The sequence below is a fragment of the Novosphingobium lentum NBRC 107847 genome (assembly GCF_001590965.1).
Lineage (GTDB): Bacteria > Pseudomonadota > Alphaproteobacteria > Sphingomonadales > Sphingomonadaceae > Novosphingobium > Novosphingobium lentum.
In genome coordinates this window covers 1-24,957 of the sequence record NZ_BCTW01000029.1, presented here as the reverse complement: position 1 = coordinate 24,957, position 24,957 = coordinate 1, and the positions used below count along the sequence as shown (strand labels likewise).

Sequence of the window (24,957 nt, the reverse complement as noted above, 5' to 3'; positions counted from 1 at the left end):
CTCCCAAATATGTTTCTTTTCGGCACCTTATGCTGGTGCCTGATGGTGATGTGTGGTGGGGATCAGTAAGGCCCGTCTGATGTGCTGACAGGGTTGGACAGGCGGCCCAGACCAGCCACTTCGACCGAGACAGAACCTTGATGATCCACCAGATTGGCTTTGGTGATGCCGGGGATGGCCGGTTGGTCCGCATCATCCAGATCGCCGCCGACAGCAGTGCCCATCGACACAACATCGCCGGGCAGCAGCGTCATGGTGCGGCTGACGTGCGACAGCGCGTTGGCCACGCTCCACACATAATTGCGAGTGTTGTCCGACGCGACGAGTTGGTCACCCAACCAGCAGCGGATGTCGAGATTGTCCGGGTCGGCGATTTCGTCGCGCGTCACTATGCAAGGCCCTAGCGGCGCAAAGCCGTCGCTGCCCTTGTAGCGGCCCGGGTAAGTGGTGTGGCCTTCACTGGCGATCGGTTCGCCGCCACCAGGATCGGGCCGGAAATAGCGGAAGGTGAAGGAATCTTCCTCCCGCATCCCGACCGAGGTGACATCGTTCATGATGGTGTAGCCGAACACCGCCGCCAGCGCCTCGTCCGGCGATGCGTCCTTGATCCTGCGGCCGATGATGACGGCCAGTTCCGGCTCCGGATGGGTTAGCCCGAAGGATCGGCGCAGGTTGATCGGCTGTTCGTGCCCAACCAGAGCAGTCTGGGTTTTGACGAAGAACGCAGGGTGGTCGGTGGGCGCGCGCAGTTTGACGGCATCGAGCGCACGGTTGTTGAGCGCGATGCACACGATCTTGGATGGCGCGGTGACCGGCGGCAGCCAACTGACCTGATCGATGTCGATCCGCTGGAAACTCGCCGCATTGCCCGTCGCGAGCGCGCCGCGCAGGCTATCGAGCGCGGCTGGCCCTTTGCGGATCAGGCCGATCATATTATCATCAGCGCCCGTGCCGATGATCGAGCGGACGAAATCGGTGACATCGACCCATACCCCATCATGCGCGGTGCACAGGCGGGCGTCGCCATTGCGATTGACCGTAGCTAATCTCACTTGCTGTCCTCCAGAAAAGCGAGCGCATGGCGGAGGAAATCCGCGTTTGCTGGCAAGGAAAGGTGATCGATGCCCGGCAGGGTCACGGGCTGCACTTGCGCCAAGGCTGCCATCAGCGCGCCAGCCGGAGTGGCGATGGGGTCAGCATCGCCGTTCACCAGCAGCACGGGTGCCGTCACCCGGCTGAGACGGTCGGCATCGAGCACGGGATTGGGCGAGCGGCGCAGAATGGCGGCAATCGCCAGCAGATCGACGCCGCTGGCGATGCAAGAAGCATAGAAAGATCGCAGCGGCGGCGGCGAGTTCGGGCCGATCCCGTCTGCAAGTGCAGCCGCGCTGGCCTCGCCAGATTTCTCTGGGGCAAAGGCATTGTCTCCCACGCCGCCGATCACCAACCTTCCGACACGATCAGGCGCGCGCGCAGCGACTTCGAGCAGCAATTTGCCGCCGAGCGAAAATCCGATGCCGTCAAACTGCGGCGGCAGGTCTGCCAGCACCGCACCGGCCAGATCGGCATAGGCGGCAGGATCATGCGAAGCGCCAACGCCGTGCCCCGGCAAGGTGACAGGCACCACGGTTCGGCCACTCGCGGCTAGCCGCTCAACCCAGCCGGTCCTAACGTAAGTTTCGGCGGCAGACCCGCCGCAACCATGCAGCAGCACGATGGGGAGGCTGGCTGGTCGTGCCATATCAGCCACCGACCGGCGGCGACGATGCATGGATCAAGCCCGCGCCCACGCCGATCGGCGTGTCGTGCGCGTAATAATCCAGCGTCGGCACACCCGCTCCGGCTGCCCTGGCGGCCGCGACAGCCGCCACCCACTGGCGGATTTCGCCCGCCCCGCTGCCCGCTTCCTCGATGAAATCGGCATCGTGCCAGTCATCCAGCGCGGTCATATCCTCGCTGGTAATGGCGGCCAGAAAGCGCTTGTCCCAGTCAGGATTGAGCTTGCCCGTTACATGGCTACCATCCGCCACCGGCCCGGCGAGTTCGACCATCACGGCCTGAATATCACCCATCCAGGAATCCATCGTGATGTCGCCGTGGGTTCCGCCATGCACGATGAAATCGCGGATCGTCTGGTTGGGCGCGGTATCGAACTGCGGGAAGATCATCGACGTTTCGTGCGACAGCCCGCCCGATCCAAGAATGGCTACCCGCTTGCCCAAACCGGCAGCGAATTGGCCAATCGCCTCCCCGATCTGCCGGCACCGGCGCAGCGTTGGGCGCGGATGGCACAGCGCATTCAGGTGGACCGGGATGATCGGCCGAGCATCGATCGCGCCGAGGAAATTGTGCAGCACATTGCTGAACCCGTGATCGACGCTCATCGCATAGGATGTGGCGATATCGAAATCATGCTCGACCAGATATTCAGCGCAGGCAAGCGCCAGATCGCTGGCGACATTCAGCTTGCCGGGATAGCCGCCGGTATCGGCCATCGCCTCTGCTTCCATGCCGATCAGGACCGATGGCATCAGCTTCAGGTGCAACGCATCGTAGTGATCGGCGCCGAACACGATCACCAGTTCGGGATCGAAGGCGCGGAATTGCGCCACCAGCGCATCGTAGGCGTGCCAGAAATCGGGCAGCAGTTTCCGATCCTGCAACTTGACGAACGGCACATGCGGAACGCACGCGACAAACACGCTGGAAGCTGCGGGACTTGCACCGACCCCGTTTGATGCGTTCAACATTCGTCTTTCCTTGTTGGTTCTGGTGTCGGCGCAGCAGGATCGCGCGCGAAAGCGGGCGCTTCGGGGCCAGCAAAAACGGAATTGGCCACACGCCGCTCGAACCGCCAGATATTGCCCGGCAAGCGCACGCAGATGTCGTCAAAGTCCGCCACCGATGGCGGCGATGCGGCAATTGGCAATGCGCCGTGACCGGCCATTGCCAGTACGATACATTTGGTCGCCACATGGTCCTTCGCCAAACCGCGAAGTTGCAACTGAGCCGCGATGTGCCGCGTGACCCGCCCGCTCGCAGCCTGAGCAGCGTGACGCCGGCGGAAAAATGCTGCAATCTCAGCCCGCCCCGAAAGTGTCAGGCTGCCGAGGATGAACAGCGCATCGTCGCTGAACAGGTCTTCGGGTGCACCATCGTCAGTGCCATCGGTGCGCGCCCAATAGGCGGCGTGCAGCGCATGAATGGCGGCTGCGTCATCGCTCGAAATCGGCGATTGCTGATCTGCCTGGGTAGCGCCCGGCCCGTTCATATCATCCTATCCCTAGAATATACTATTAGTCGTATCGACTTTATGTCATTTCGACATAACGCAGATGACTGGAGTGTCAAGCCCGGTCAAGAGCGCAAACGGTGCGAAATTTTATGCAGGACATTGCCGCGCGGAAGCGGCGAGCCAGCCACCGCTCAGGCGGCTGGCTCCAGTTTGCTTTCGCGTTCCGCCTTGATCATCTTGTCGGTCAAACGGTGGAACAAGGTGATGCCCTTGTCCGCGCTGGTCGGCATGATCTGGGCTCCCGGGCTTTGCGCGATAATGCGCGACTGGGCTTCGATGAATGTCTGATCTTCGGCAAAGGCGGTAAAGGCCAGTTCCAGAAAAGCATCGCGCCCCGCCTCGGTCCCGCCATCGGCGTGCGGGCCGAAAGTGAAGAAATAGCGCGCCGTGCCGTCCGTCAGCGGCGTGATTGCGTGCGCCGAATAGCTGTTCTGAATCCATGCCGCATCGTCCGGCGGTGTCGTCATGCCGAATTCCTCAGCCTTGCCGACGGGGAAGGTCTTGGTCGTCAGGATCAGGATGCCCGGAACCAGAAAATCATAGGTAAACCACTGATCCGATCGCTGATCACCGAACAGCGGCGGCTGATCGAGCACCCAACGGTCTGCTCGCACGCCAAGCGGCAACGGCGTAAACACCGGGCGCGTTTCGCCCCATGTTTCGGTGGAATTGAAGCTGGTCGGGTGGACATAGCCCAGATGCGAGAAATCAAGCAGGTTGTCCCAGATAAGATAGGCCTGCGCCTGATAGTCGATATCGCCCTTGCCCAGCAGATAGGTGCCTTCATCGGGTCCGATAATCGGCGGGATCAGCTCCTCATCAACCGCGTCGGTGTCGCCCATCCACACCCAGATCCAGCCGTGCCGCTCGATCACCGGATAGCTGCGAACCCTGGAATTGGCGGGGATCAGGTCCTGCCCCGGAATTTCGCTGCACGATCCATCGCCTTCAAACTTGAGGCCGTGATACATGCAGCGGATCGATTCCCCTTCGCACCGCCCCAGTGACAATGGCGCGAGACGATGCGAACAACGGTCTGCCAAAGCCACCACCTTGCCGGACTGCGTGCGAAAGATGACCACCGGATCATTGAGGATCTGCACCGCCAGCGGCACGCCAGCCTCAAGCTTGTGCGACCAACTGCCAACGTACCATGCGTTCCGAATATATGTCATGATCCACTCCCACAGCTGCGGTGCATTGCCGCTAGCCACATACGAATATGTCCGACTTTAAGTCATGGTGACTAAATGTCATTTCGATATGTAGCTTGGGTGGAATTGCTGGTCAAGCGGTAGTGTGCAGCTTTGCACCATGCCCGCCCACATTCAGGACGCAGATCGGCAGTTGCCGCCTTAAGGGAGTTCGGCCCAGTAGTTTACCGGACTGGCGCCCGTATCGATGCGCAGCGACTGGAGGGCCGGCAGCGGCTCCTGTGAAACGGATTTCGCCAATTGCGCCTCCACACCCAATCCCAGAAGAATTCGGTGGGCCATTTTCTCGGGATAAGCCGTCGTCGCCCGCGCATAAAGAATGTCGAGCGTCCCGCCGAGGCAGGCACCGAGCAACAAAGCCTTGCCCATCTCGGCCTCGCTCAGGCCAAACTCGCCCGATGCAATTCCGTCTTCGATTGTCGCCTTCGCTCTTGCCGAAACGTCTGGCCCGAAAATTTCCCGGCCCATGCTGGTGTGAACCATTGCCCAGCCCCATCGGGGGTTTTCAATGGCAGCACGAAGGTAATAGCGAACCGCAGCAGAGGCGCGTGCTGCCGAGGTAACTTTCACATCCATGACTTGATGGACAGCTGCATCAAAGTCCGCACTCAACTCGTCAGCCAGAACAGTGTAAAGATTGGCAATTCCGGTGAAATATTTGTAAAACGTCCCGCGGGAAACCTGTGCGGCACTGCAGAAATCTTCCACCCGCTGAAACTGGCCGCTTTCTTCACCAATCAGCCGGAACGCGGCCACCAAGATCAGCGCCCTTGTGCGATTTCTTTTCTCAGCCGCTATTTCCGCCCGGCGCACCAAGTCGATTTTGTGTGGGGTCGTATTGCGTCTTTGACCGTTCAATTGGATCACCCTTTTTGGCTGGGGAATATCGACCACAGAAATTGCCAATTCTCTCGCTTGAATCGATCACATACGCTGGAGTTCGCATTGCGCAAGGAAGCATGGGCTGGGCTCATGCCGCAGCACTTCAAACGCCCTTCGCCGGTGTCTGTCTCTTGCTGGTCGGCGTGAGGCGGTCGCCGACACCCTCCCGCGGGGCGAGCCTGCGCAGGTTGCGGAGGGTTTCCAGTTCCTCTGGATGGCGGTCCAGAATCTCAATCAAGCCTACTGCGGCTTCGCTGGGAGGTGTGGCCCCGCTTTCATACTTCTGGAATGCGCGCCGTCCGCCACCGATAATCCGGCCTGCCTCTTCCTGGGTGAGGCCGAGCTTCTTGCGCACAGCCTTGACGCGCGCCGCGTAAGCCGTTCGCAGTTCGAGATGGGCCTGATCCAGAGCCTGCAGCTCCGCCCCTGAATGGATGGAATCACTATCGTCCTCGGGATACCAGCCCGGCACCTCGACTTCGCGCGACATCGACCCAACGCTGACCGACTGCACGCGAGCGTCGCGGCGGAGGACCTGGCCGGTCTCGGGATGAATCCGTGTCTGGGTCACCTTCAATCCTTCTCGAACGACGCCTTCACGACATCGATCAGGCTCTTGCCATTCTCCGTACATCTTTAAGGTTAATTATCAACAGCGCCATTCGATCTGATCGGCCGCAATGCTTCAGCGCCCTCGGCCAGCAGCCGGGCGATCTCGTCTGACGTTTTGCGCACCGCTAACTTCAGCGCTTCATCGATATGGATGTAGTCCTGGGTGACGTTCTGCGAAGCATGCCCGAGCATGGCCCGTATCGTCAGTTCCGTGAATCCGAGTTCGCCCGCGATGCTGCCGAAAGTGTGGCGAAGGGTATGAAGTGTGGCGCCCTCAATTCCCGCCCACTGGCAAACTCTCCGGAAACAGGCTGGTGCAGCCTGGTATGCGCCAGCGCCCGTCATTGACGGGAACACGTAGGGGTTACCAACGATCTCGGGTTGAGCGAGAACGACCTTCAGTGCTTCTGGGCCGATCGAGCGGACCTGAGCATCGGTTTTGGTATCCGGGAAGGAGACAAACCCGCCCTCCGCATGCACCCAGGCGCGCTTCATCGACTGCGCCTCTTCCCGTCTGTATCCTGTCAGCGCAAGTGTCCGTACCACCGCAAGTGCTGTCGGATTTTCGCCATTACGTTCGGCATAGGCGATGGCTTTACCGAACGCGACGAGTTCGGCAGTGCTCAGCCGTCTCGTCTTCTTGTTGATGGCGAGTTTCTTGGCTCCTCTAGTTGGGTGTTCCGCAATCAGCCCCTTGTGCTTGGCATGACCCAAAATCGCTTGCAGCGACCCGAGGCATCGCGACGCGACGCCAGGTCCGCCAGCGGGCCGACCACCACGGCCTTTACCTCTAGCCTTGGCAGTTTTACCGTCCCGGACATCGGCCTGCATCTGCTCGACATCCGCGATTGTCAGCCTTTTCGCCATGCGATGGCCAAGAATCGGTTTGATGTGAGTGTTAATCCTGCTCTCATCCATCGCGAGCGAGGAGGCCTTGATTGGACGGTTCTTGCGGCCAAGAATGTTGCCGGCGCGGGCTTCAACCAGATACCAGTCACAGATCTCGGCGACCGTCATGCCACTGCGGGCCTGATGAATTGCCTCTGCTGGGTCCTGACCCCCGGCAACTTCGCCAAGCTTGATCTTCGCCAGATCCCGAGCTTGCTCCGTCGTGATAACACCATAGCGGCCGAGATTGATGCGCCGCTTGATCCCTTCGATGTTGCGGTACTGAACGATGAAGGTCTTGAGCCCCGACGGAAGCGCCCGCAAGCCGAAACCCCGAATCTCGCTGTCCCACAGGACGGCCTGTTTATCTTTAGGCGGCGCGAATGCGTCCACATTGCGCTTGTTCAACTTCGCTGTCGGCATGTTTGACCCTCCATTTGGAGACAAAGATTTCAGAGGGGTGCCTTGTCTCCATATTGTCTCCAGATTTAAGCGTTTCGAGGGTATTATGGGCGGAGACAATCGTAAAGGGGAACATCATAAATATATGATTTAGCGTAGATAATCGTACTTGGGAAAGTTTGGGAAAAGTGGCCGAAATATTTTGCCAAGGTTGGGGTCGAGGGTTCGAATCCCTTCGCCCGCTCCAGGTTTTTTCATGAAAATCACATGTTCTCTTGGCGGCGGCCATCAGCCGGCGATGCGGACGTGTGGTCTGCGCATGGCCATGAGTGTTGCGCGCCCAGCCCGTGGGGCTAACCGACCATCCATTCATGAATCTGTAGCATAAGCGCATTCAGTATTATGCAGCTAATCGACAGAACCGCTTCGGTCTATTCCAGCTGCTGCAGCGGGTGGCGAAGGAGAACCGCCCGTGCCGGGAGCGCGCAACGGCAAGGAGCGCCTCGCCGATGCCGGACTCCCGCTCCTCCGTTCGAAAGTCACCCGATGAAGACACGCATGCTGGGAACACTCGCCGTTTCCGAAATCGGCTTTGGCACGATGAGCTTCGCCTCGACGTATGGGCAAGCGCCCGATCGCGCGGAATCGCTGCGCGTCATCCGCGGAGCGCATGATCTGGGGGTGACATTCTTCGACACCGCCGAGGCTTACGGCCCCTGGACCAACGAAGTGCTGGTGGGCGAAGCGCTCGCCCCGATCCGCAACGAGGTGGTCATCGCCACCAAGTTCGGCTGGGACATCGACCCCCTGACCGGCGAGCGCCGCCCTGGGCTCAACAGCCGTCCCGACCATATCCGGCGGGTGGCCGACGCCATGCTGGCGCGACTGGGCACCGATCACATCGACCTGCTGTACCAGCACCGGGTGGATCCCGACGTGCCGATCGAGGACGTCGCCGGCGCGGTGAAAGACCTGATTGCAGCGGGCAAGGTGCGGCACTTCGGCCTTTCGGAAGCCGGTGCCGCCACCATCCGCCGTGCCCATGCGGTGCAGCGGGTCAGCGCCATTCAGAGCGAATATTCATTGTGGACGCGCGATCCGGAGCCCGACGTGCTGCCGCTGTGTGCGGAACTGGGCATCGGGTTCGTACCGTGGAGCCCGCTGGGTGCCGGCTATCTCACCGGCAAGATCGATACCGCAACGCAGTTCGCAGCCGACGATTTCCGCGCGCATTCGCCGCGTTTTTCGCAAGGTGCGCGCGATGCCAACCAGCGGATCGTCGATTTGCTGGCCAAGGTGGCCGCAGCCAAGGGCGGTACGCCTGCGCAAGTCGCGCTGGCGTGGCTGCTGGCACGCGCACCCTTTGTGGTCCCCATTTTCGGCACGCGGCGGCTCGATCGGGTCGCGGAAAACCTCGGCGCGGCACAGATCGACCTGACCGCGCAGGACATGGCGCGGATCGAGAGCGAATTTGCCGGGATGACCGTGGAAGGCCTACGCCTGCCCGAAGCGGTGCTGAGCCTGTCCTACCGCTGAAGCCACCCGAGGTCGCAAAACATCCTAATTTCATGCGCTCGATTCATCAGCTCATCCCGCTTTTATGATCTACAGCTGTCAGGCGAGCGCTCCTATGGTGCGATCGGACGGGCGTGAAGTTCGAGGAGTCGCAACGTGAAAACAAGAATTCTGGGCCGCAGCGGGCTTGAAGTCTCCGCCATCGGCTATGGTTGCATGGGCATCGACTTCGGCTACGCGCACAAGCTGAGCCGCGCCGACGGGGTCAAGCTGATCCGCCAGACGCACGAGCGCGGGGTGACCTTTTTCGACACCGCCGAAGTCTATGGGCCATGGACCAACGAGGAAATGGTCGGCGAGGCGCTCGCGCCGGTGCGCGATCAGGTGGTCATCGCCACCAAGTTCGGCTTCGACATCAACCCGCAGACCGGCGCGATGCAGGGACTGGACAGTCGGCCCGAGCAGATCCGCAAGGTGGCCGACGCCTCGCTCAAGCGGCTCGGCGTTGAGGTGATCGACTTGTTCTACCAGCACCGCGTCGACCCCGCCGTGCCGATCGAGGATGTCGCGGGCACGGTCCGCGACCTGATCGCGGAAGGCAAGGTGCGGCATTTCGGCCTGTCCGAGCCGGGCGAGCAGACCGTGCGCCGGGCGCACGCGGTCCAGCCGGTCACCGCGCTGCAGAACGAATACTCGCTGTGGACGCGGGGGCCCGAAACCAACGGCATCTTCGCCGCGTGCGAGGAACTGGGCATCGGCTTTGTCGCCTACAGCCCGCTCGGCAAAGGGTTCCTGACCGGCACGTTCACCGACGCCGGGCAAATCGAAGACGGCGATTTCCGCAAGACGCTGCCGCGCTTCACGTCCGATGCGATCGCCAGCAATCTCGCGCTCGTCGCGCTGCTCAAGCGGATCGGCGATGCGCGCGCAGCGACCGCGGCGCAGATCGCGCTGGCCTGGGGTATGGCGCAGCACCGGTGGATCGTGCCGATCCCGGGTTCGACCAAGCTCCACCGCGTCGAGGAAAACATCGCCGCCGAAGCCATCGAACTGACCGCCGCCGAGCTGGCCGAGATCGAAACCGCCGCCGCCGAGATCGGCGTCACGGGTGATCGCTACTCGCCGCAGGGCATGGCTGCCGTCGGGCGCTAGGTGGAGGCGGTCACCCCGGCGGCAGGACTGGTGCAACCCGACGTCGGGGATGCCCACGAGGATGCGCGCGGGTCGCCCCCGGCGTGGAGGCTGCTGGCCGTGCTGTGCACGCTGCTGGGGTTCGGCTCGATCTCCACCGACGTTTACCTGCCGGCACTGCCGACGATGGGGCTGGCGCTTCATGCCGGTGCCGGTCCGATGGAGTGGACCGTCTCGAGCTACCTGGCCGGTTTCAGCATCGGGCAATTGTTCTGGGGCCCGATCGGTGATCGCTTCGGCCGCAAACGACCCATCGCCGTCGGCATCGCGCTGTTCGTGGCGGGATCGGCCGGGTGCGCGCTGTCGTCCAGCGTCGGCCAGATCATCGCATCGCGCGTGCTGCAGGCGCTCGGCGCCTGCGCCGGAGTGGTGCTGGGGCGTGCGATCGTGCGCGACCTTTATGCCGGCGACCGCGCCGCGCAGATGCTCTCCACCCTGATGACCGTGATGGGGATCGCGCCGCTGCTGGGCCCGATCGTCGGCGGGCAGGTGCTGGCACTGGCGGGATGGCGCGCGATCTTCTGGCTGCTGGTGGGCGTGGGCGTCGTGATCATGGCCGCGCTTGTTTCGATACCCGAAACGTTGCCGCGCGAACGCCGCAGCATGGTGCCGCCGGGCCGTGCCATCGCGCAGTATTTCGCCCTGCTGCGCGATCGCCGCATCGTGGTGCCCGCGCTGGCAGGCGGTGCGTTCTTTGCCGGAAGTTTTGCCTATGTCGCGGGCACGCCGCTGGCGTTCATCACGTACCACCATGTTCCGCCGCGCTATTTCGGGCTGTTGTTCGGATCCGGCGTCGCCGGGATCATCGGCAGCAACATGATCAATGCGCGGCTGGTCGCACGGCTGGGCGGCAGGCACATGCTGCGGCTGGGCGGCGTGCTGGCGGCAGCGGCTGGCGTCGTCTCCGCCATTGTCGCGATGACCGACTTCGGCGGCCTGGCCGGCCTGGCGATCGCGCTGATGGCCTATCTGTGCGCCAGCGGTTTGATCATGGCCAACTCGATCGCCGGCGCAATGACCGACTTTCCCGATCGCGCCGGCGCGGTGTCGGCGATCGTCGGCGCCATTCATTACGGATCCGGCATGGCCGGGTCGGCGGCGGTCGGCCTCCTTGCCGACGGCACGCCGCGGCCGCTGGGGCTGGTCATCGCGGCGGCCGGCATCGCCTGCCTGGCCAGCGTGGCGTGCTTGCGACCCGGCGCGGTCGCACGCAGGATCTGATCGCCATGGACCGCGCCGAACTTCCCGATCTCAACGCGTTCATCGTCGTTGCCGAAGAGCGCAGCTTCACCCGTGCCGCCGTGCGGCTGGAGACTTCGCAATCGGCGCTGAGCCACATGATGCGGCGGCTGGAAGAGCGGCTGGGCGTGCGCCTGCTGACCCGCACCACCCGCAGCGTGTCCCCGACCGACGCGGGCGAGCGCCTGCTCGAGCGCCTGCGACCCGCGTTCGACGCCATCGCCGAAGGGCTGACCTCGCTGAACGAAATGCGCCACAAGCCGGCTGGCACCGTACGCATCACCACGTCCGAACACGCGGCCCGATCCATCGTCTGGCCGGCGCTGAAGCCGCTGCTGGCCGACTATCCCGACATCGGGATCGAACTCAACATCAACGGCGGCTTCGTCGATATTGTCGAACAGCGTTTCGATGCCGGCGTGCGGCTGGGCGAGGCGATCGCACGCGACATGATCGCAGTGCGCATCGGGCCCGAACTGCGCATGGCCTGCGTCGCCGCGCCCGCCTATTTCGCGCATCGCGACGCGCCGCGCGTACCGCAGGACCTGGCCCATCATCGATGCATCAACTTGCGCATGGCGAGTTCGGGATCGATCTATGCCTGGGAGTTCGAACAGGGCACGCGCCAGCTCAACGTGCGGGTCGACGGCGCGCTGACGTTCAACAATGTCCCGATTGTTCTCGATGCCGCGCGCGACGGGCTGGGCCTGTGCATGGTGATGGAGGACGCGGTTCGCGACGATATCGCCGCCGGGCGGCTGGCGCGGGTGCTGGATGACTGGTGCCCGCCGTTTGCCGGGTATCACCTGTATTACCCCAGCCGACGGCAACCCACCCCCGCCTTCGCGCTAGTGGTCGAGGCGTTGCGCTATCGCGGCTGAATGCGCGTGTTCACCCGCGCCGTGGCTGTCAGTGCGCGCGCCGCTCCGCAAAATCCAGCCGCGCCTGGATCGGGTCGGCGACGTGCACGGCGCCCTGGCCATCGATCAACTGGACCGATGAATCGTCGGCCGTGGCGACAGGCCAGCCGGGCAGGTTCGCCCCCGCTTGATGATCCTCACCATCCGGTCGCCCGGTCGTGGCGAAGGTGACCCAGTAGCGGTGCATCAGCGTGGCCACGGGAACGTCCGCCGCGTTCGCGACCGGGTCCTTGCGGTGGCCCACCGTGTCGAACACGTACGGAATCTCGGACGCGTGCGGCGCGCCGCCGAGCATGTCGGCAAACTTGCCGTGCCCGAAGGCGAAGCGATAGAGCCACACCTGCTGCCGGGAGGCGAGCGCGCGGGCGACGGCGCGCGCAGGTTCGATCATCATGCGGTCGGCGCTGGTCATCGTCGCCAGCACATCGCCGCTGGCGGTCCCGGCGGGATCGTAGAGCGCGCGCGCCTTGTCGGCATCGGCGCCGAAGTCCGCCATGATCTTCGCCTTGTCGGTCACGAACGGAAAGCCGTCCGCCGAATTGGCGCCGATCAGCACCGGCACCGGCGCGTCGAGCCCGGCCTGCGCGGCATCCACCGGCGCACCCATGATCGTGCGACCATCGACCATCGGCCCTGAATAGCCGGGTTGGGCCATGGTCATCATCGACAAGTTGCCGGTGATCTTTTCGACCGGCAGCGCGCGCAAGTCGGCGGCAGTGGCACCCGGCGCGAACGCCTCGCCGGCCTTGGCGGCGTTGGCGAGCGTGGGCATCGGCAGCGTCGCGTCGCGGCCGCCGCCGGACTCGATCGCGACCTGGCTGAACAGCCCGCGGGCCAGCGGCGACTGCAGCAGCATGTGCATCGACATGCCGCCCGCGCTTTCCCCGAACACCGTCACGCGCGCCGGGTCGCCGCCGAACGCCGCGATGTTGGCCTGAACCCAGCGCAGCGCGGCGATCTGGTCGAGGAAGCCGAAATTGCCGCCGTAGCCTTCGTCCACCAGCGCGGGATGCGCGAAGAACCCGAACCGTCCGAGGCGGTAGTTGAGGCTGACCAGCACGATTCCGTCGCGCGCGAAGTTCTCACCCGAATAGACCGCCGGCGAACTGCCGCCGTTGACGAAACCGCCGCCGTGGACCCAGACCATGACCGGCAGTTTCGCCCCGCTGCGAGCGGACGCAGGTTTCCACACATTGAGGTAGAGGCAATCCTCCGACGGCGTGGTGGCGATGGGCGCCGCGTCAGGCGGAAACGGCGCCTGTGCGCAATCGCTGCCGTAACGGCTCGCGTCGCGCACCGTCTGCCACGGCGCGACCGGCTGCGGTGCGCGCCAGCGGTTCGCACCGACCGGCGCCGCTGCATAAGGAATACCCTTGAACGCCGTGACCGCGCCGGTGGTGACGCCGTGCACCGGGCCACTGCCGGTGGCCACCTGTTGCGCGGCGGCAGTCACCGGGCCGGATGCGAGCGCACCGGCCACAATGATCCCCAGCACGCGCAACGCCATCCGCATCCCCGGCATCCGCATTGCCTTCAATCCTTCCACGTCTTGCCCGGCATGCGCACCGTCACGACCGGCCCCAAATGCTCGGCATCGCTGCCGGACGCGAAGCTGTAGCTGCCCGCCGGCATCGACCAGCCGTCGTTCGTCCAGTCGGCCAGCAGGCGCGGGTCGATGGCCATGGAGAGCTTCTGCGACGCACCGGGCGCCAGTTCCACCCGGCGGAAGCCGACGAGCCGCTGGCTGGCCTTCCCGCCGCGCGAGACGAGATAGACTTGCGCCACGGCAGCCCCGGCGCGCTGGCCGGTGTTCTTCACCGTCAGGCTCGCAGCGGTGCCCGCAACCGCCAGTCCGCTGCTGGCAAAGCTGGTGTAGCTGAGGCCAAAGCCGAACGGGAACAGCGCCTTGTGCCCGGTGCGCGCGTTCCAGCGATAGCCAACATCCGAACCTTCGACGGTGTAATCGGCAGAAAGTTTCGCGTCGGGGGTCGGCGGGCCGCCCATGAAGTTGGGTTCCAGCGTGTCGCTGCCATCGAGATGCGGGCGGGGCAGGTCGGCCAGGCTGGCGGGGAAGGTGATCGGCAGGTGGCCGCCCGGATTGGTCTCGCCGAACAGCACCGAGGCGATCGCCGGCCCGCCGCGCGCGCCGGGGAACCACGCCTCGATCACCGCGGCGGTTTTGTCCAGCCACGGCATCATCACCGGGCCGCCGGTTTCGAGCACGACGATGGTGTGCGGATTGGCCGCCGCAACCGCCGCGATCAGCGCGTCCTGGCCGTTGGGCAGCGACAGGTCGGGCTGGTCGAGCCCTTCGGTCGCCCATTGCGTGGCGAACACGATCGCCACGTCGGCCTGCTTGGCCTGTTCCACCGCTTCGGCGATGTAGCGACCGTCGCGGAAGGTCACGACCGCGTTGGGCGCCTGCGCCTTGATCGCCTTCATCGGCGAGGAGCGCTGGAAATTCTGCGCCATCAGCGCCGCGAACGGGCTGTCGCTGACCACCGGGATGCTCGCGACCGGGCCACCTTCGCCCTGCACCTGGCTCGATCCGCCGCCCGACAGCACGCCGCCGTCGGCATAGCCGCCGATCACCGCGATGCGCTTGGCCGATTTCGCCAGCGGCAGCGCGCCGTCCGTGTTGCGCAACAGGACGATGCCCTGCTTCGCGGCTTCCTCGGCCACGTCGCCGTTCTTCGCGAAATCGATCTTACCGCCCGGCGCGACCGGGTTCCTGTCGAGGCCGGTGGCATAGATCGCGGTCAGCACGCGGCGGTTCATGTCATCGCGGCGCGCCGCATAGGCGGGGTCTTTCGCTGCGGCATCCTTGAGCGGCTCACCGAGCCACACCGCCTTGTCGAGCTGCGCGCCCGATTGCTGGTCGAGCCCGTGGAGCGCGTTGTCCAGCCCGGTCAGCGCGCCCCAGTCCGACATCACGAAGCCCTTCCAGCGCCAGTCGCGCTTCAGCACCTGGTTGAGCGTCCAGTCGTTGTCGCAGCCGTGGTGGCCGTTGATCTGGTTGTACGAGCACATCACCGATCCGGGCTGGCCCTGCTCGATGCCGATCTGGAACGCCAGCAGGTCGCTTTCGCGCGCGGCCGATTCGGAAATCCGCGAATCGACGAACTGCCGCGCGGTTTCCTGCCCATTGAGCGCGTAGTGCTTGATCGTCGAGATGATGTGGTTGGACTGGATGCCGCTGATCGCCGCGCCGACCAGCATGCCCGACAGCAGCGGGTCTTCGCTGAGGTATTCGAACGTGCGGCCGTTGCGCGGATCGCGCATCAGGTTGGTGCCGCCCGCCAGCAGCACATTGAAACCCTTGGCGCGCGCTTCGGACCCGATCATCGCCCCGCCGCTGCGCAGCACTTCGGGGTTCCAGCTCGCTGCCTGGGCCACGCCCGACGGCAGCCCTGTCGCGCCGTCCTTGCGCAGGCCGCCGACGTACGCCACGCCCAGACTGGCATCGGATTCGGTCAGCGCCGGGATGGCGAGCCGGGGAATGCCGGGAACATAGCCCGCGCCGGGAACGGCTTCGGCGGGGATCGGTGGTCCGTTCTCGACGAACGGCAGCGGCATGATGCCGTGGGTGAGCACCGTCTTTTCATCGACCGTCATCTTGGCGACGGTCTGCGCGGCGCGGGTCGATGCGGCATCCATCGCGGCGGCAGCGGCCTGCGGCGAGGTGGCACCGGCGGGACCGGCGGCGGGCTTTGCAGCAGCGGGGGCGGCGATCGCGATGGCAACGATGGCGGCGGACAACGAAAGACTGTGCTTCATGTGATCCTCTGTTCCCAAATTCCGGCCCTGTTCGGCTCGGTCTTGTGCGGCTCGGTGTATTTCGATGCGTATCTTGCAAAACGATCGGGGCGGACGCGGTCCGGAGACCGGGCCCGCCCCGTCGTTGTCAGTTCGGTCCGGCCGGGACCTTGCGGATCGGCGCGGACACGACGGCGATCAGAACTTGAAGCCGGCGCGCACGCCGTACGTGCGCGGATCCTGCGGCACGACGTTGCCGAAACCATCGATCGCCGAGAGCGTGATCGCGTTTTCGAGGTTCGATCCGAAGCCCTGCACGTAGAACCGGTTGTCCGGCGCGTTGAACGTGATGCTGACGTCGGACTTGTGGTAGCTGGGATTGCGGTACTGGACCGCGCTGCCGAAGTCGGTGAGCACATACTGGCCCGAGAACTTGATGTGACCGCCCAGTTGCACGTTGGCCCCGTTTTCGAACGGCAGCGTGTAGGTGTATCCGGCGCTCACCGTCTGGCGTGGGGTGCGATCCAGCGGACGACCGGCATAGTTCGGACCGCTGCACGCCGTGGTCGAACCGGCGGCAAAGCCGAGCGGGCAGTACGCGACGTACTTGGCCTTCGTGTACGTATAGGCGATGTCGATCTTGTTGCGCGGGCTGGGGTTGATCGTGGCCTCGAATTCGAGGCCGGTGATCCGCGCGCTGGCCGCGTTCTGGGTGACCTGGTTGACGCCGCCGCCGGGTGCGGGGGCAATCTGGCTCAGCTGCAGGTTCTTGTATTCATAGTGGAACACATCAGCCGAAACGCGGACCATGTCGTTGAAGAAGCGGTCCTTGATGCCCACTTCGTAGGCGGTCAGCGTTTCGGGCTGGTAGTACAGCTGGCTGAGCGGACGCGCCTGGTTGCAGGCCTCGCCCGACGTGGTCGTCCCCGCTTCGCAGCCATCGTTGAAGCCGCCCGCCTTGTAGCCCGTCGCGACCGAGGCATAGACTAGGCCGGTCGAACCGAGATCGGCATCAAGGCCCACGCGGAAGGTGAACTTGGTGTGCTTGATCCGCGCGATCGTCGCCGAGTTCTGGAAGCGCTGATCGGTGGCCGGATTGAAGGTGAGCGTCTGCTGGTCAACCGTATGGCCATATCGGAATTTGTAATCGTTGGTGTAGCGCGCGCCGCCGGTCAGGCGGATCGTGGGGGTGATCGCATACGTCGCCTGCACATATTCTGCGGTCGAATGCGACTTGGTCGCCTGCGGGAAGCCGAACACGGGCACGCCGGGGACGAAGTTGAAGAGGTACAGCGCAATCGCCGAGTCTTCCTTGAAGTAATAGAAACCGGCCTGCAGCTTGAGCGGGCCAAGGTCGTTCGCCGTCAGCCGGACTTCATGCTGCTGCTGCTTGTAGTTGCCGTTGAACACATCGGGCAGCGAGAATCCCGGGGCAAAGTCGAGGAGCTGGTTCTCGTTGGCGAAGTAGCGGCGGTACGAACCGATGTAGGTCAGCGTCGCGGGGCCGAAGTCGTAGTTCAGCTCGCCTTCGAAGCCGTAGGCCTTGTTGTTGATCGTCGGCTGCTGGGTCGCGCTGTTGCCCGCGCCGAACTGGACGGCACCGGGATTGAGCGGCGTGAACGCGCTGCGGGTCAGCAGGGTGTTGACCGGAACGCCCTGGCTGATGTTGAGCGGATCGCCGCCAAGCGGGTTGGCCTTGAAGAAATTCTCCTTGCGCACGTTGGTGATGCGCGTGCCCTTCAGCCGGGCGTAGTCGGCGCGCAGCGTGATGCTGAGCCGGTCGTTGGGCTTGATCAGCAATTGTACCCGGCCTGCGTAGCTCTTGCGGAACGGGTTGATCGACACCGGATCGCCCGGGAGCGCGCGCAAGTAGTTGTCGCGCTGGTCGAAGCTGCCCGCCACGCGCAGCGCGGCGATATCGCCCAGCGGCACGTTGACATAACCGTCGGCGTTATAGGCCTTGTAGTTGCCGTAGCCGCCGTTGATGCCGAAGCCGAGCTTGCCCAGTTCCGGCTTGTTGGTGATGACGTTGACCAGGCCCGCCGTGGTGTTGCGGCCATACAGCGTGCCCTGTGGCCCGCGCAGCACTTCGACACGCTGAACATCGAAGAAGCTGACATCGGCTTCCTGCGGCCGGGCGAGGTACACGCCGTCGAGCAGGAACGCGGCCGAAGGATCGCCCTTTTCGGTGCCGTCGGTGCTGGTGATGCCGCGGATCGTGATCTGGAGACCGTTGGTGCGGTCAATCGACAGGTTGGGCACGTCCTTGCTGAGATTGGTCGGGCTGGTGATGCCCTGGCTGCGCAACGCGTCGCCGGTGATGGCGGAGACGGCGACCGGAGTCTTCGACAGGCGCGTCTCGGAGCGCGTGGCCGTGACGATGATCTCACCCTTGTCGACGGACTGGGCCGTGTTGGCCTGCGGCGCATCCTGCGGCGCGGTGTCCTGTGCGAAAGCGGGCGAGGCAACCATGGTTACGAGTATGGCCGTGCCGGCCATAAGCAGCTTCTTCATCGATTCCCTCCCAAAAAACCTGCGGGAATCTAAGCTCCCCGCCATTATCGCGACCTGTGCAATCGATCGCGATACGACCGTTGACTTCAATTGACATCGCAGTCAAGACACCGCTGTCAAAATATGAACGAACCTGTCATTTATGATACATACGGCTAAACACGTGCCATGAACCTGTCCGACCCGTCCCTGCCTGCGCCCGGCCACGCCACGATGGCCGACGTCGCGCGCCTTGCCGGCGTGTCCAACAAGAGCGTGTCGCGGGTCATCAACGCCGAGCCGCACGTCTCGCCCAAGCTGCGCCAGAAGGTCGAGGCAGCGATCGCGGCTCTCAACTATGTTCCCGACACCGCCGCACGATCGCTCGCCGGATCGCGCAGCTTCACCATCGGCCTGTTGTTCGACAATCCCAGCCCGAACTACACGATGAAAGTGATGAACGGGGCGTACGGCGCGTGCGTCGACAACGGCTATCACTTGCGCATCGACTCGATCGATTCGACCCGGGACAGCGATGGTGTGCGCAGCCAGCTCGACGGAATTTTGCGCCACAGCCGCAGCGACGGCTTCGTCCTGACCCCGCCGCTGACCGACAACGCGCTGGTGCTCGAGTTCCTCGAGCAGCGCGGCGTGCCTTACGCGCGGATCGCACCGGTGCTCGATCCGGGGCGCTCGGCGTCGGTGCAGATCGACGATGCCGGGGCGGCGGCCGCCGTCGCAACGATGCTGTGGGACAACGGCCATCGCCGCTTCGGGCTGATCAACGGCCCCGCAGAGCATGGCGCAGCCGGCACCCGTCGCGCCGGATTTCTGGGTAAATTGCGCGAACTCAACCCCGAGATCATCGTGCCCGAGGCTTTCGGCGGCTTCAGCTTCGCTGGCGGGATCGCGGGCGGGCGGGACCTGTTGTCGGCACGCAAGCACCCCACCGCGATCTTTGCCGCCAACGATGACATGGCGGCTGGCCTGATCGTCGCCTGTTCCGAAATGGGGCTGTCGGTGCCGCGCGACGTTTCGGTGGTCGGGTTCGATGACAGCTGGATCGCGATGTCGGTCTGGCCGTACCTGACCACGGTGTACCAGCCCATCGACGAAATGGCGCGCGAGGCCGCCACCATGCTGATCGCGCGCCACCGCAACGGTCCCGCCGATACACAACTGCTGCTGAGCTATCGCATCGTCGAGCGCGCCTCGGTCGGCCCGGCGCGGTGACCGCCCTGCCGGCGTGGATCGTCCGCATTCTGCTGGGCGCCGCCATGCTGGCATCGAGCGCAGCGCCGGTCGCCGCCCGCCCGCGCGTGGTGGTGCTGACCGACATCGGCAACGAGCCCGACGACCAGATGTCGCTGGTCCGGCTGCTGCTGTACGCCAACGAGATCGACATCGAGGCCATCGTCGCGGTGACCAGCACCTGGCAGCGCGCCAAGATCGCCCCCGAAATCGCGCACGGCGTGATCGACGGCTATGCGCAGGCGCTGCCCATGTTGCGCCAGAACGCGAGCGGGTGGCCCGATGCGCAACTGCTGCACGCACGGGTGCTGGCCGGCATTCCGCGCTATGGCCTGGCCGCGATCGACGCGGACCACCCATCGCCCGGCGCGCTCGGCCTGTTGGCGGCGGCGCAAACGTCATCCGATGAACCGCTGTGGGTGTCGATCTGGGGCGGGGCGAGCGTGCTGGCCGAAGCGCTGGAACACGCGCGGCGGACGCTGTCGCAGGACCGGTTCGACGCGCTCGTCGCGCGCCTGCGGGTCTATTCGATCAGCGACCAGGACGATGCCGGCCCGTGGATCCGCCGCGAATTTCCCAAACTGTTCTACATCGTCAGCCCGTCCAATCCCGATGGTGCGGACTATGCCCGCGCCACCTGGACCGGGATTTCGGGTGACCGTTTCTATCGCAATGGCGAGGGCGCGGATTTCACCACCGTCACCAACGCCTGGCTCGACACGAACATTCGCAAGGGCCCGCTGGGGGCGCATTACCCGAAATTCCTGTTCATCATGGAAGGCGACACCCCGTCGATCCTCGGGCTGATCCCCAACGGGCTGCAGGCGGGCGTCCGTCCCGACTGGGGCGGCTGGGGCGGGCGGTACGTGCTGCGACAGCCGCCGGGCGAGACGCGGCCGATCTGGACGCAAGGCGGCGACAGCTTCTTCCGCGCAACCTCGGCCGATACCGTCGATGGCCACACGTCCGACCAGGCGACGATCTGGCGCTGGCGCGAGGCGTTCCAGAACGATTTCGCCGCGCGGATCGACTGGACGCTGCTGCCTTATGCGCGCGCCAACCATCCGCCGGTGGTGGTCGTCAACCGGCAGGGCGGCGACGCGCCGCTGCAGTTGCCTGCGCACACCGGGACGACGATCGCGCTCGACGCTTCGGTCAGCCGCGACCCTGACGGCAATGCGCTGGCCTATCGCTGGATGGCCTACCCCGAGGCAGGCGGCGACGGCACTGCGGCCAACGCCGAAGTCGCGCTGTCAGCGCCTGCGAGCGCGCGCACCACGCTCACCGTGACCCGGCGCTGCGCGCCCGCGTGGCTCGAATTGCCGCAAATTCCCTGCCCGGCAACGCGGCAGGCGCACGTGATCCTGGCCGTGACGGACAACGGCCACCCCGCACTGACCCGCTACCGCCGCATCGTGATCGAGGTGAATGATGACAAATGATACGCTTTCCCGCCGCGCGGCGCTGGGCCTGATCGGTGCCGGCGCGGTGGCCGCTGGCGTACCGATCGCGCGCGCGCAAACCGTTGCGGCAGGCGCGGCTGCTTCTGGCATCCGCTGGTATTCCTCGACCCAGACCGCGCGCTGGCAGCCTTTGCTTGCGCCCGCGATGACACCGCTGTCCGCCGATCTGTTCGCGCAGCAGGTGCAGGTTTCGCTCGACCAGCCGCGGCAACCGATCGACGGTTTCGGCGGCGCGTTTACCGAAAAGGGCTGGCAGGCGCTGTCCGCGCTGTCACCCGCGCGGCGTAACGCGGCGCTGGACGCGCTGTTCGGCGCCGGCGGCGCGGCGTTCAACGTGTGCCGCACGCCGCTGGGCGCGAACGACATTTCGCGCAAGTGGTACAGCTATGACGAGACCGACGGCGATTTTGCGCTCAAGGACTTTTCGGTCGCCAACGATCGCGAGACGCTGATCCCGTTCATCAAGGCGGCGCAGGTGCACCAGCCCAAGCTGAGCCTGTGGGCCTCGCCGTGGTCGCCGCCGACGTGGATGAAGACCAACCGGTTTTATTCGTGTGCCCCCGCCTGGCCCGGTCAGCCGGACACCGGCATCCGGCCCGACCAGATCCGCGCCGAAGGCAGCAACACGTTCATCCAGGAAGACCGCTACTTCGATGCCTATGCCCGATACTTCCGCCGCTATGTCGAGGAATACGGCAAGGCGGGAATCCGCATCGGCATGGTCATGCCGCAGAACGAATTCAATTCTGCACAACCGTTCCCCAGCTGCACCTGGACGCCCGAAGGGCTGGCACGGTTCATCCCGTTCCTGGGCCGCGAGATGGCCAAAGTGGACACGGGCATCTTCTTCGGCACGCTGGAGCGCCCGCGTGCCGATTTCCTGGCCAAAGTGCTGGCCGATCCGCAGGCCGGGCCGCTGATCAAGGGCGTGGGCGTGCAATGGGCAGGCAAGGGCGCGCTCGAGGACATCCAGCGCCAGTTTCCGCAACTGCCGATCTGGGGCAGCGAGCAGGAATGCGGCACTGGCACCAACGACTGGCATTACGCGCGTTATTGCTGGACCACGATGCGCCGCTATTTCGCGGCCGGGGCGCGTGCCTGGCATTACTGGAACATGGCGATGCCGCTGGGGGGCATGTCGGGCTGGGGCTGGCCGCAGAACGCTCTGGTCTCGGTCGACACCGCGCGCGGCACGTACGAACTGACCAACGATTACTGGGTGCTGCGCCACGTTTCGGCGCTGGTCGCGCCGGGTGCGCGCTATGTGCCCGCGACCAGCTTCCTCGGTTACGAAAACCAGATGGCGTTCCGCAACCCCAACGGCGACCTGGTGATCGTGGTCGAGAACGAGACCGCCGAGCCGCTGGGCATCGGTTTTAGCATCGGGGGCAAGCTGTTCCGGCCCACGTTGCCGGGCGATTCGTTCAACACGATCGTCATTCCGGCCGGGATGCTGGCGTGAAGATCCCGGCTGGTTGAGCCGCCGGTCGGGCATTGCACAGTCGAACAGTCAACTGTGCGGCAGGCCGAGTTCGGCGCCCCGGGCTGCCGGGGCGCCGGTCCGGGATCAGCCGTTAAGCTTGTCCTTGACCGCCTTCGCGGGTGCAAAGGTCAGCTTCTTTGCGGCAGCGATCTGGATGGTCGCGCCGGTTGAGGGGTTGCGGCCTTCGCGCGCAGGGGTTGCCTTAACCTTGAACTTGCCGAAGCCGTTCAACGAGATTTCGTCGCCCGAAGCGGCGGCATCGGCAATGGCGGAAAACACGCCATCGACCAGCTTGCGAGCATCGGCCTTGGTCAGGCCATTGTCGCCGGCAAGCTTGTCGGCAAGATCACTGTTATTCATGAGACAGAATTTCCTCCAAAACGTGGTGATGCACCTCCTAGCGACTGTAATCTGGTTGGTCCATCGCCCGTGAAAAGGTATTAACCACTACAAAATCATCCGGATTGGCGGGAGATTACCGCCTTGGATGCGCTGTCGCCGGTCACGCAGGGGTCGGCGGCAACACGGCGCGAGCACCAAGCAGCCGCGCACGAAAAAGGGCCGGGGATCGCCCCGGCCCTCGTTCAACCCTGCAGCGAGAGTCGAAACCGACAAGAAGAATTACATCTTCTTCTTGGTATCCATTGCGTCGGCGCCGGCCTTTTCCATGGCGTCCGCCTTCTTGTCCGCCTTGTCGCGAACGGCATCGGCCTTGTTCTCGACCGCAGCGACCGACGCTTCCGGCGCGCCGCTGGCGTCCATGGCAGCAGCCGTGGCATCCATCGCGTCGCCGGTGGCATCGCCCGCCGACTTCATGGCATCGGCGTTCTGCTCGACCGCTTCGTCCTTCTTGCTGTCGCAAGCGGCGAGGCTGAGGCCCATAACGGCGACAGAAGCGATCATCGCGCCCTTCATAATGCTTTTCATTCGTACTTCCCCTTTATGATTCAGGGGGTGGGACTTGCGTACCACCCCCTGGGTTGAAACAAATCAGCGCTGGCTCAGCGCACCGAACCGCGACGTACCAGGTTGACGATGGCAAGCAGGATAACCGCGCCGAGGAACGAGACGATCAGCGTGCTGGCCGTGATTCCCGCCGTGATGCTGCCGCCGCCGATCAGCGGAGCCAGCAGGAAACCACCCAGCAGAGCGCCGACGATGCCGACCACGATGTTGAGGAAGATGCCCTGCTGCGCATCCGTGCGCATGACGATGCTTGCCAGCCAACCGAGAATGCCGCCGACGATCAGAAGAATGATGAGGCCCATGTTGCAAAGTCCCTTTTAACTGGAGTCTGCAGCCGAAAATCCGGCGGGCGTCATTTGGTTCCTGATTTGCGGCAAACCGTTGATACTATGTGCGACGCCTAACGCATTTCCGCCAATTTCGATGATCGGACCGGATTGCCGGCGTCGCGGTTTGGTGCCGGGTTCAGCGCAGCGTCAACCACACCAGCGCGGCGAGCCCGGCCACGATGCGGTACCACGCGAACGGCGCGAAGCCCGATCGGCTGACATAGCTGACGAACAGCTTGATCACGCCCAGCGCCACCACGAACGCCACCACGAAGCCGACCGCGATCTGGAACCAGCCGACGCCCATCGCGCCCGCTGCCAGTTCGTGCCGCTTGCCGAGAAGTTCGATCGTCGACGCGCCGAGCATCGTCGGAATCGCGAGGAAAAAGCTGAATTCGGCCGCCGTGCGGCGTTCGATGCCCATGGCCAGCGCGCCCATTATCGTCGCGCCCGATCGGCTGACCCCGGGGATCATCGCCAGGCACTGGACGAAGCCGACGCCGACTGCCTGCTTGAGCGGCAGCTGCGCTATACCGCTGGGCTCCCCGCCCTTGGCGAAGCGTTCTACCACCAGGATCGCGATGCCGCCCACGATCAGCGCCCAGCACACCACCAGGGGGTTGCCGAGCAGCCCTTCGATCTGGTGCTTGAACAGCAGGCCGATCACCGCCGCAGGCAGGAACGCGGCCAGCAGGTTGCGCAGGAACAGCAGCGACATCCGCTCCATCCGCAGCAGGCCCTGGCCCACCGCCCAGAACGTGCGCCAGTAATGCACCACCACCGCCAGGATCGCGCCAAGCTGGATCACCACGTTGAACAGCGACCACTGCTGCGCATCGTAGCCGAAGATCTCGGTCGCGAGAATGAGATGGCCGGTCGATGACACGGGGATGAATTCGGTCAACCCCTCGACAATGCCGAGGAGGATCGCGGTGATGGTAAGGCTGTCCATGGGCCGCGGAGGTCGCTTGCGGACGCCCCGCTGTCAAGGCTGCTGCCCGCCTCGTTACCGCTTTTTCATGCGGCAGTTTTGTGACAGCCTCACGGCTGGAAGCGGC

Annotated in this window: 22 protein-coding genes; 7 read left to right on the top strand and 15 right to left on the bottom strand. The window is 64.5% G+C overall.

Features of this window, described 5'->3' with window-relative positions; genetic code table 11:
* Nucleotides 1–62: 62 nt before the first annotated feature.
* The 8 genes from NL2_RS19105 to NL2_RS19070 form a co-directional block, all read right to left on the bottom strand.
* Nucleotides 63–932 carry a fumarylacetoacetate hydrolase family protein gene (locus NL2_RS19105; protein WP_157083266.1) on the bottom strand — a complete coding sequence of 290 codons (870 nt, stop codon included), beginning with the start codon at nt 930–932 and terminating at the stop codon, nt 63–65.
* Between the two features lie 116 nt (nt 933–1,048).
* Entirely contained in the window at nt 1,049–1,741 is a 693-nt protein-coding gene (locus NL2_RS19100) for an alpha/beta fold hydrolase (protein ID WP_169799548.1), read from the bottom strand.
* A 1-nt stretch (nt 1,742) separates the two neighbouring features.
* Nucleotides 1,743–2,750: a DODA-type extradiol aromatic ring-opening family dioxygenase gene (locus tag NL2_RS19095; protein ID WP_084356218.1), complete on the bottom strand. Its 1,008-nt coding sequence runs from the start codon at nt 2,748–2,750 to the stop codon at nt 1,743–1,745.
* The gene (locus tag NL2_RS19090) at nt 2,744–3,271 is read right to left on the bottom strand and encodes a nuclear transport factor 2 family protein (protein WP_068077752.1); all 528 of its coding nucleotides are present in this window, start codon (nt 3,269–3,271) and stop codon (nt 2,744–2,746) included. The genes NL2_RS19095 and NL2_RS19090 overlap by 7 nt, the downstream gene beginning before the upstream one ends.
* A 155-nt stretch (nt 3,272–3,426) precedes the next feature.
* Nucleotides 3,427–4,470, bottom strand: a complete 1,044-nt coding sequence (locus NL2_RS19085; RefSeq protein WP_068077787.1) for a Rieske 2Fe-2S domain-containing protein — start codon at nt 4,468–4,470, stop codon at nt 3,427–3,429.
* Nucleotides 4,471–4,650: 180 nt separating this feature from the next.
* Nucleotides 4,651–5,415 (bottom strand): TetR/AcrR family transcriptional regulator, encoded by a 765-nt coding sequence (locus tag NL2_RS19080; RefSeq protein ID WP_157083265.1) that lies wholly within the window; start codon nt 5,413–5,415, stop codon nt 4,651–4,653.
* Nucleotides 5,416–5,494: 79 nt separating this feature from the next.
* Complete coding sequence (locus tag NL2_RS19075) at nt 5,495–5,962, bottom strand: type II TA system antitoxin MqsA family protein (RefSeq protein ID WP_068077786.1); 468 nt, start codon at nt 5,960–5,962, stop codon at nt 5,495–5,497.
* 71 nt (nt 5,963–6,033) lie between these two features.
* A complete protein-coding gene (locus NL2_RS19070; protein WP_068077750.1) occupies nt 6,034–7,314 on the bottom strand; it encodes a tyrosine-type recombinase/integrase in 1,281 nt (426 codons plus the stop codon).
* Between the two features lie 525 nt (nt 7,315–7,839).
* On the opposite strand from NL2_RS19070, the gene NL2_RS19065 reads away from it, so the two are divergent.
* The 4 genes from NL2_RS19065 (at nt 7,840) to NL2_RS19050 (ending at nt 12,119) form a co-directional block, all read left to right on the top strand.
* Nucleotides 7,840–8,829: an aldo/keto reductase gene (locus NL2_RS19065; RefSeq protein WP_068077748.1), complete on the top strand. Its 990-nt coding sequence runs from the start codon at nt 7,840–7,842 to the stop codon at nt 8,827–8,829.
* A 135-nt stretch (nt 8,830–8,964) separates the two neighbouring features.
* Nucleotides 8,965–9,960 carry an aldo/keto reductase gene (locus tag NL2_RS19060; protein WP_068077746.1) on the top strand — a complete coding sequence of 332 codons (996 nt, stop codon included), beginning with the start codon at nt 8,965–8,967 and terminating at the stop codon, nt 9,958–9,960.
* On the top strand, nt 9,961–11,220 hold the full coding sequence (locus tag NL2_RS19055) for a multidrug effflux MFS transporter (RefSeq protein ID WP_157083264.1): 1,260 nt from the start codon (nt 9,961–9,963) through the stop codon (nt 11,218–11,220).
* Nucleotides 11,221–11,225: 5 nt separating this feature from the next.
* Entirely contained in the window at nt 11,226–12,119 is an 894-nt protein-coding gene (locus tag NL2_RS19050; RefSeq protein ID WP_068077782.1) for a LysR family transcriptional regulator, read from the top strand.
* 28 nt (nt 12,120–12,147) lie between these two features.
* Here NL2_RS19050 and NL2_RS19045 read toward each other — a convergent pair whose 3' ends face one another.
* The 3 genes from NL2_RS19045 to NL2_RS19035 form a co-directional block, all read right to left on the bottom strand.
* Entirely contained in the window at nt 12,148–13,686 is a 1,539-nt protein-coding gene (locus NL2_RS19045; protein WP_245647767.1) for a carboxylesterase/lipase family protein, read from the bottom strand.
* A 5-nt stretch (nt 13,687–13,691) separates the two neighbouring features.
* On the bottom strand, nt 13,692–15,935 hold the full coding sequence (locus NL2_RS19040) for a beta-glucosidase family protein (protein WP_068077744.1): 2,244 nt from the start codon (nt 15,933–15,935) through the stop codon (nt 13,692–13,694).
* A 177-nt stretch (nt 15,936–16,112) separates the two neighbouring features.
* On the bottom strand, nt 16,113–18,428 hold the full coding sequence (locus tag NL2_RS19035; RefSeq protein ID WP_068077742.1) for a TonB-dependent receptor: 2,316 nt from the start codon (nt 18,426–18,428) through the stop codon (nt 16,113–16,115).
* 168 nt (nt 18,429–18,596) lie between these two features.
* On the opposite strand from NL2_RS19035, the gene NL2_RS19030 reads away from it, so the two are divergent.
* The 3 genes from NL2_RS19030 to NL2_RS19020 are packed head-to-tail and all read left to right on the top strand — an operon-like array spanning nt 18,597 to nt 22,583.
* Nucleotides 18,597–19,640 carry a LacI family DNA-binding transcriptional regulator gene (locus NL2_RS19030; protein WP_068077740.1) on the top strand — a complete coding sequence of 348 codons (1,044 nt, stop codon included), beginning with the start codon at nt 18,597–18,599 and terminating at the stop codon, nt 19,638–19,640.
* Nucleotides 19,637–21,100: a nucleoside hydrolase-like domain-containing protein gene (locus tag NL2_RS19025; RefSeq protein ID WP_068077738.1), complete on the top strand. Its 1,464-nt coding sequence runs from the start codon at nt 19,637–19,639 to the stop codon at nt 21,098–21,100. The genes NL2_RS19030 and NL2_RS19025 overlap by 4 nt, the downstream gene beginning before the upstream one ends.
* Entirely contained in the window at nt 21,090–22,583 is a 1,494-nt protein-coding gene (locus NL2_RS19020; RefSeq protein WP_084356221.1) for a glycoside hydrolase family 30 protein, read from the top strand. The genes NL2_RS19025 and NL2_RS19020 overlap by 11 nt, the downstream gene beginning before the upstream one ends.
* A 105-nt stretch (nt 22,584–22,688) precedes the next feature.
* On the opposite strand, the gene NL2_RS19015 is transcribed toward NL2_RS19020, so the two are convergent.
* From NL2_RS19015 to NL2_RS19000, 4 genes are all read right to left on the bottom strand, one after another.
* Nucleotides 22,689–22,964 carry an HU family DNA-binding protein gene (locus NL2_RS19015; RefSeq protein ID WP_068077737.1) on the bottom strand — a complete coding sequence of 92 codons (276 nt, stop codon included), beginning with the start codon at nt 22,962–22,964 and terminating at the stop codon, nt 22,689–22,691.
* A gap of 261 nt (nt 22,965–23,225) precedes the next feature.
* Nucleotides 23,226–23,531, bottom strand: a complete 306-nt coding sequence (locus tag NL2_RS19010) for a hypothetical protein (RefSeq protein ID WP_068077735.1) — start codon at nt 23,529–23,531, stop codon at nt 23,226–23,228.
* A gap of 74 nt (nt 23,532–23,605) precedes the next feature.
* Complete coding sequence (locus NL2_RS19005) at nt 23,606–23,872, bottom strand: GlsB/YeaQ/YmgE family stress response membrane protein (RefSeq protein WP_068077733.1); 267 nt, start codon at nt 23,870–23,872, stop codon at nt 23,606–23,608.
* Between the two features lie 163 nt (nt 23,873–24,035).
* Nucleotides 24,036–24,851 carry an undecaprenyl-diphosphate phosphatase gene (locus NL2_RS19000; RefSeq protein ID WP_068077731.1) on the bottom strand — a complete coding sequence of 272 codons (816 nt, stop codon included), beginning with the start codon at nt 24,849–24,851 and terminating at the stop codon, nt 24,036–24,038.
* Between the last annotated feature and the right edge of the window lie 106 nt (nt 24,852–24,957).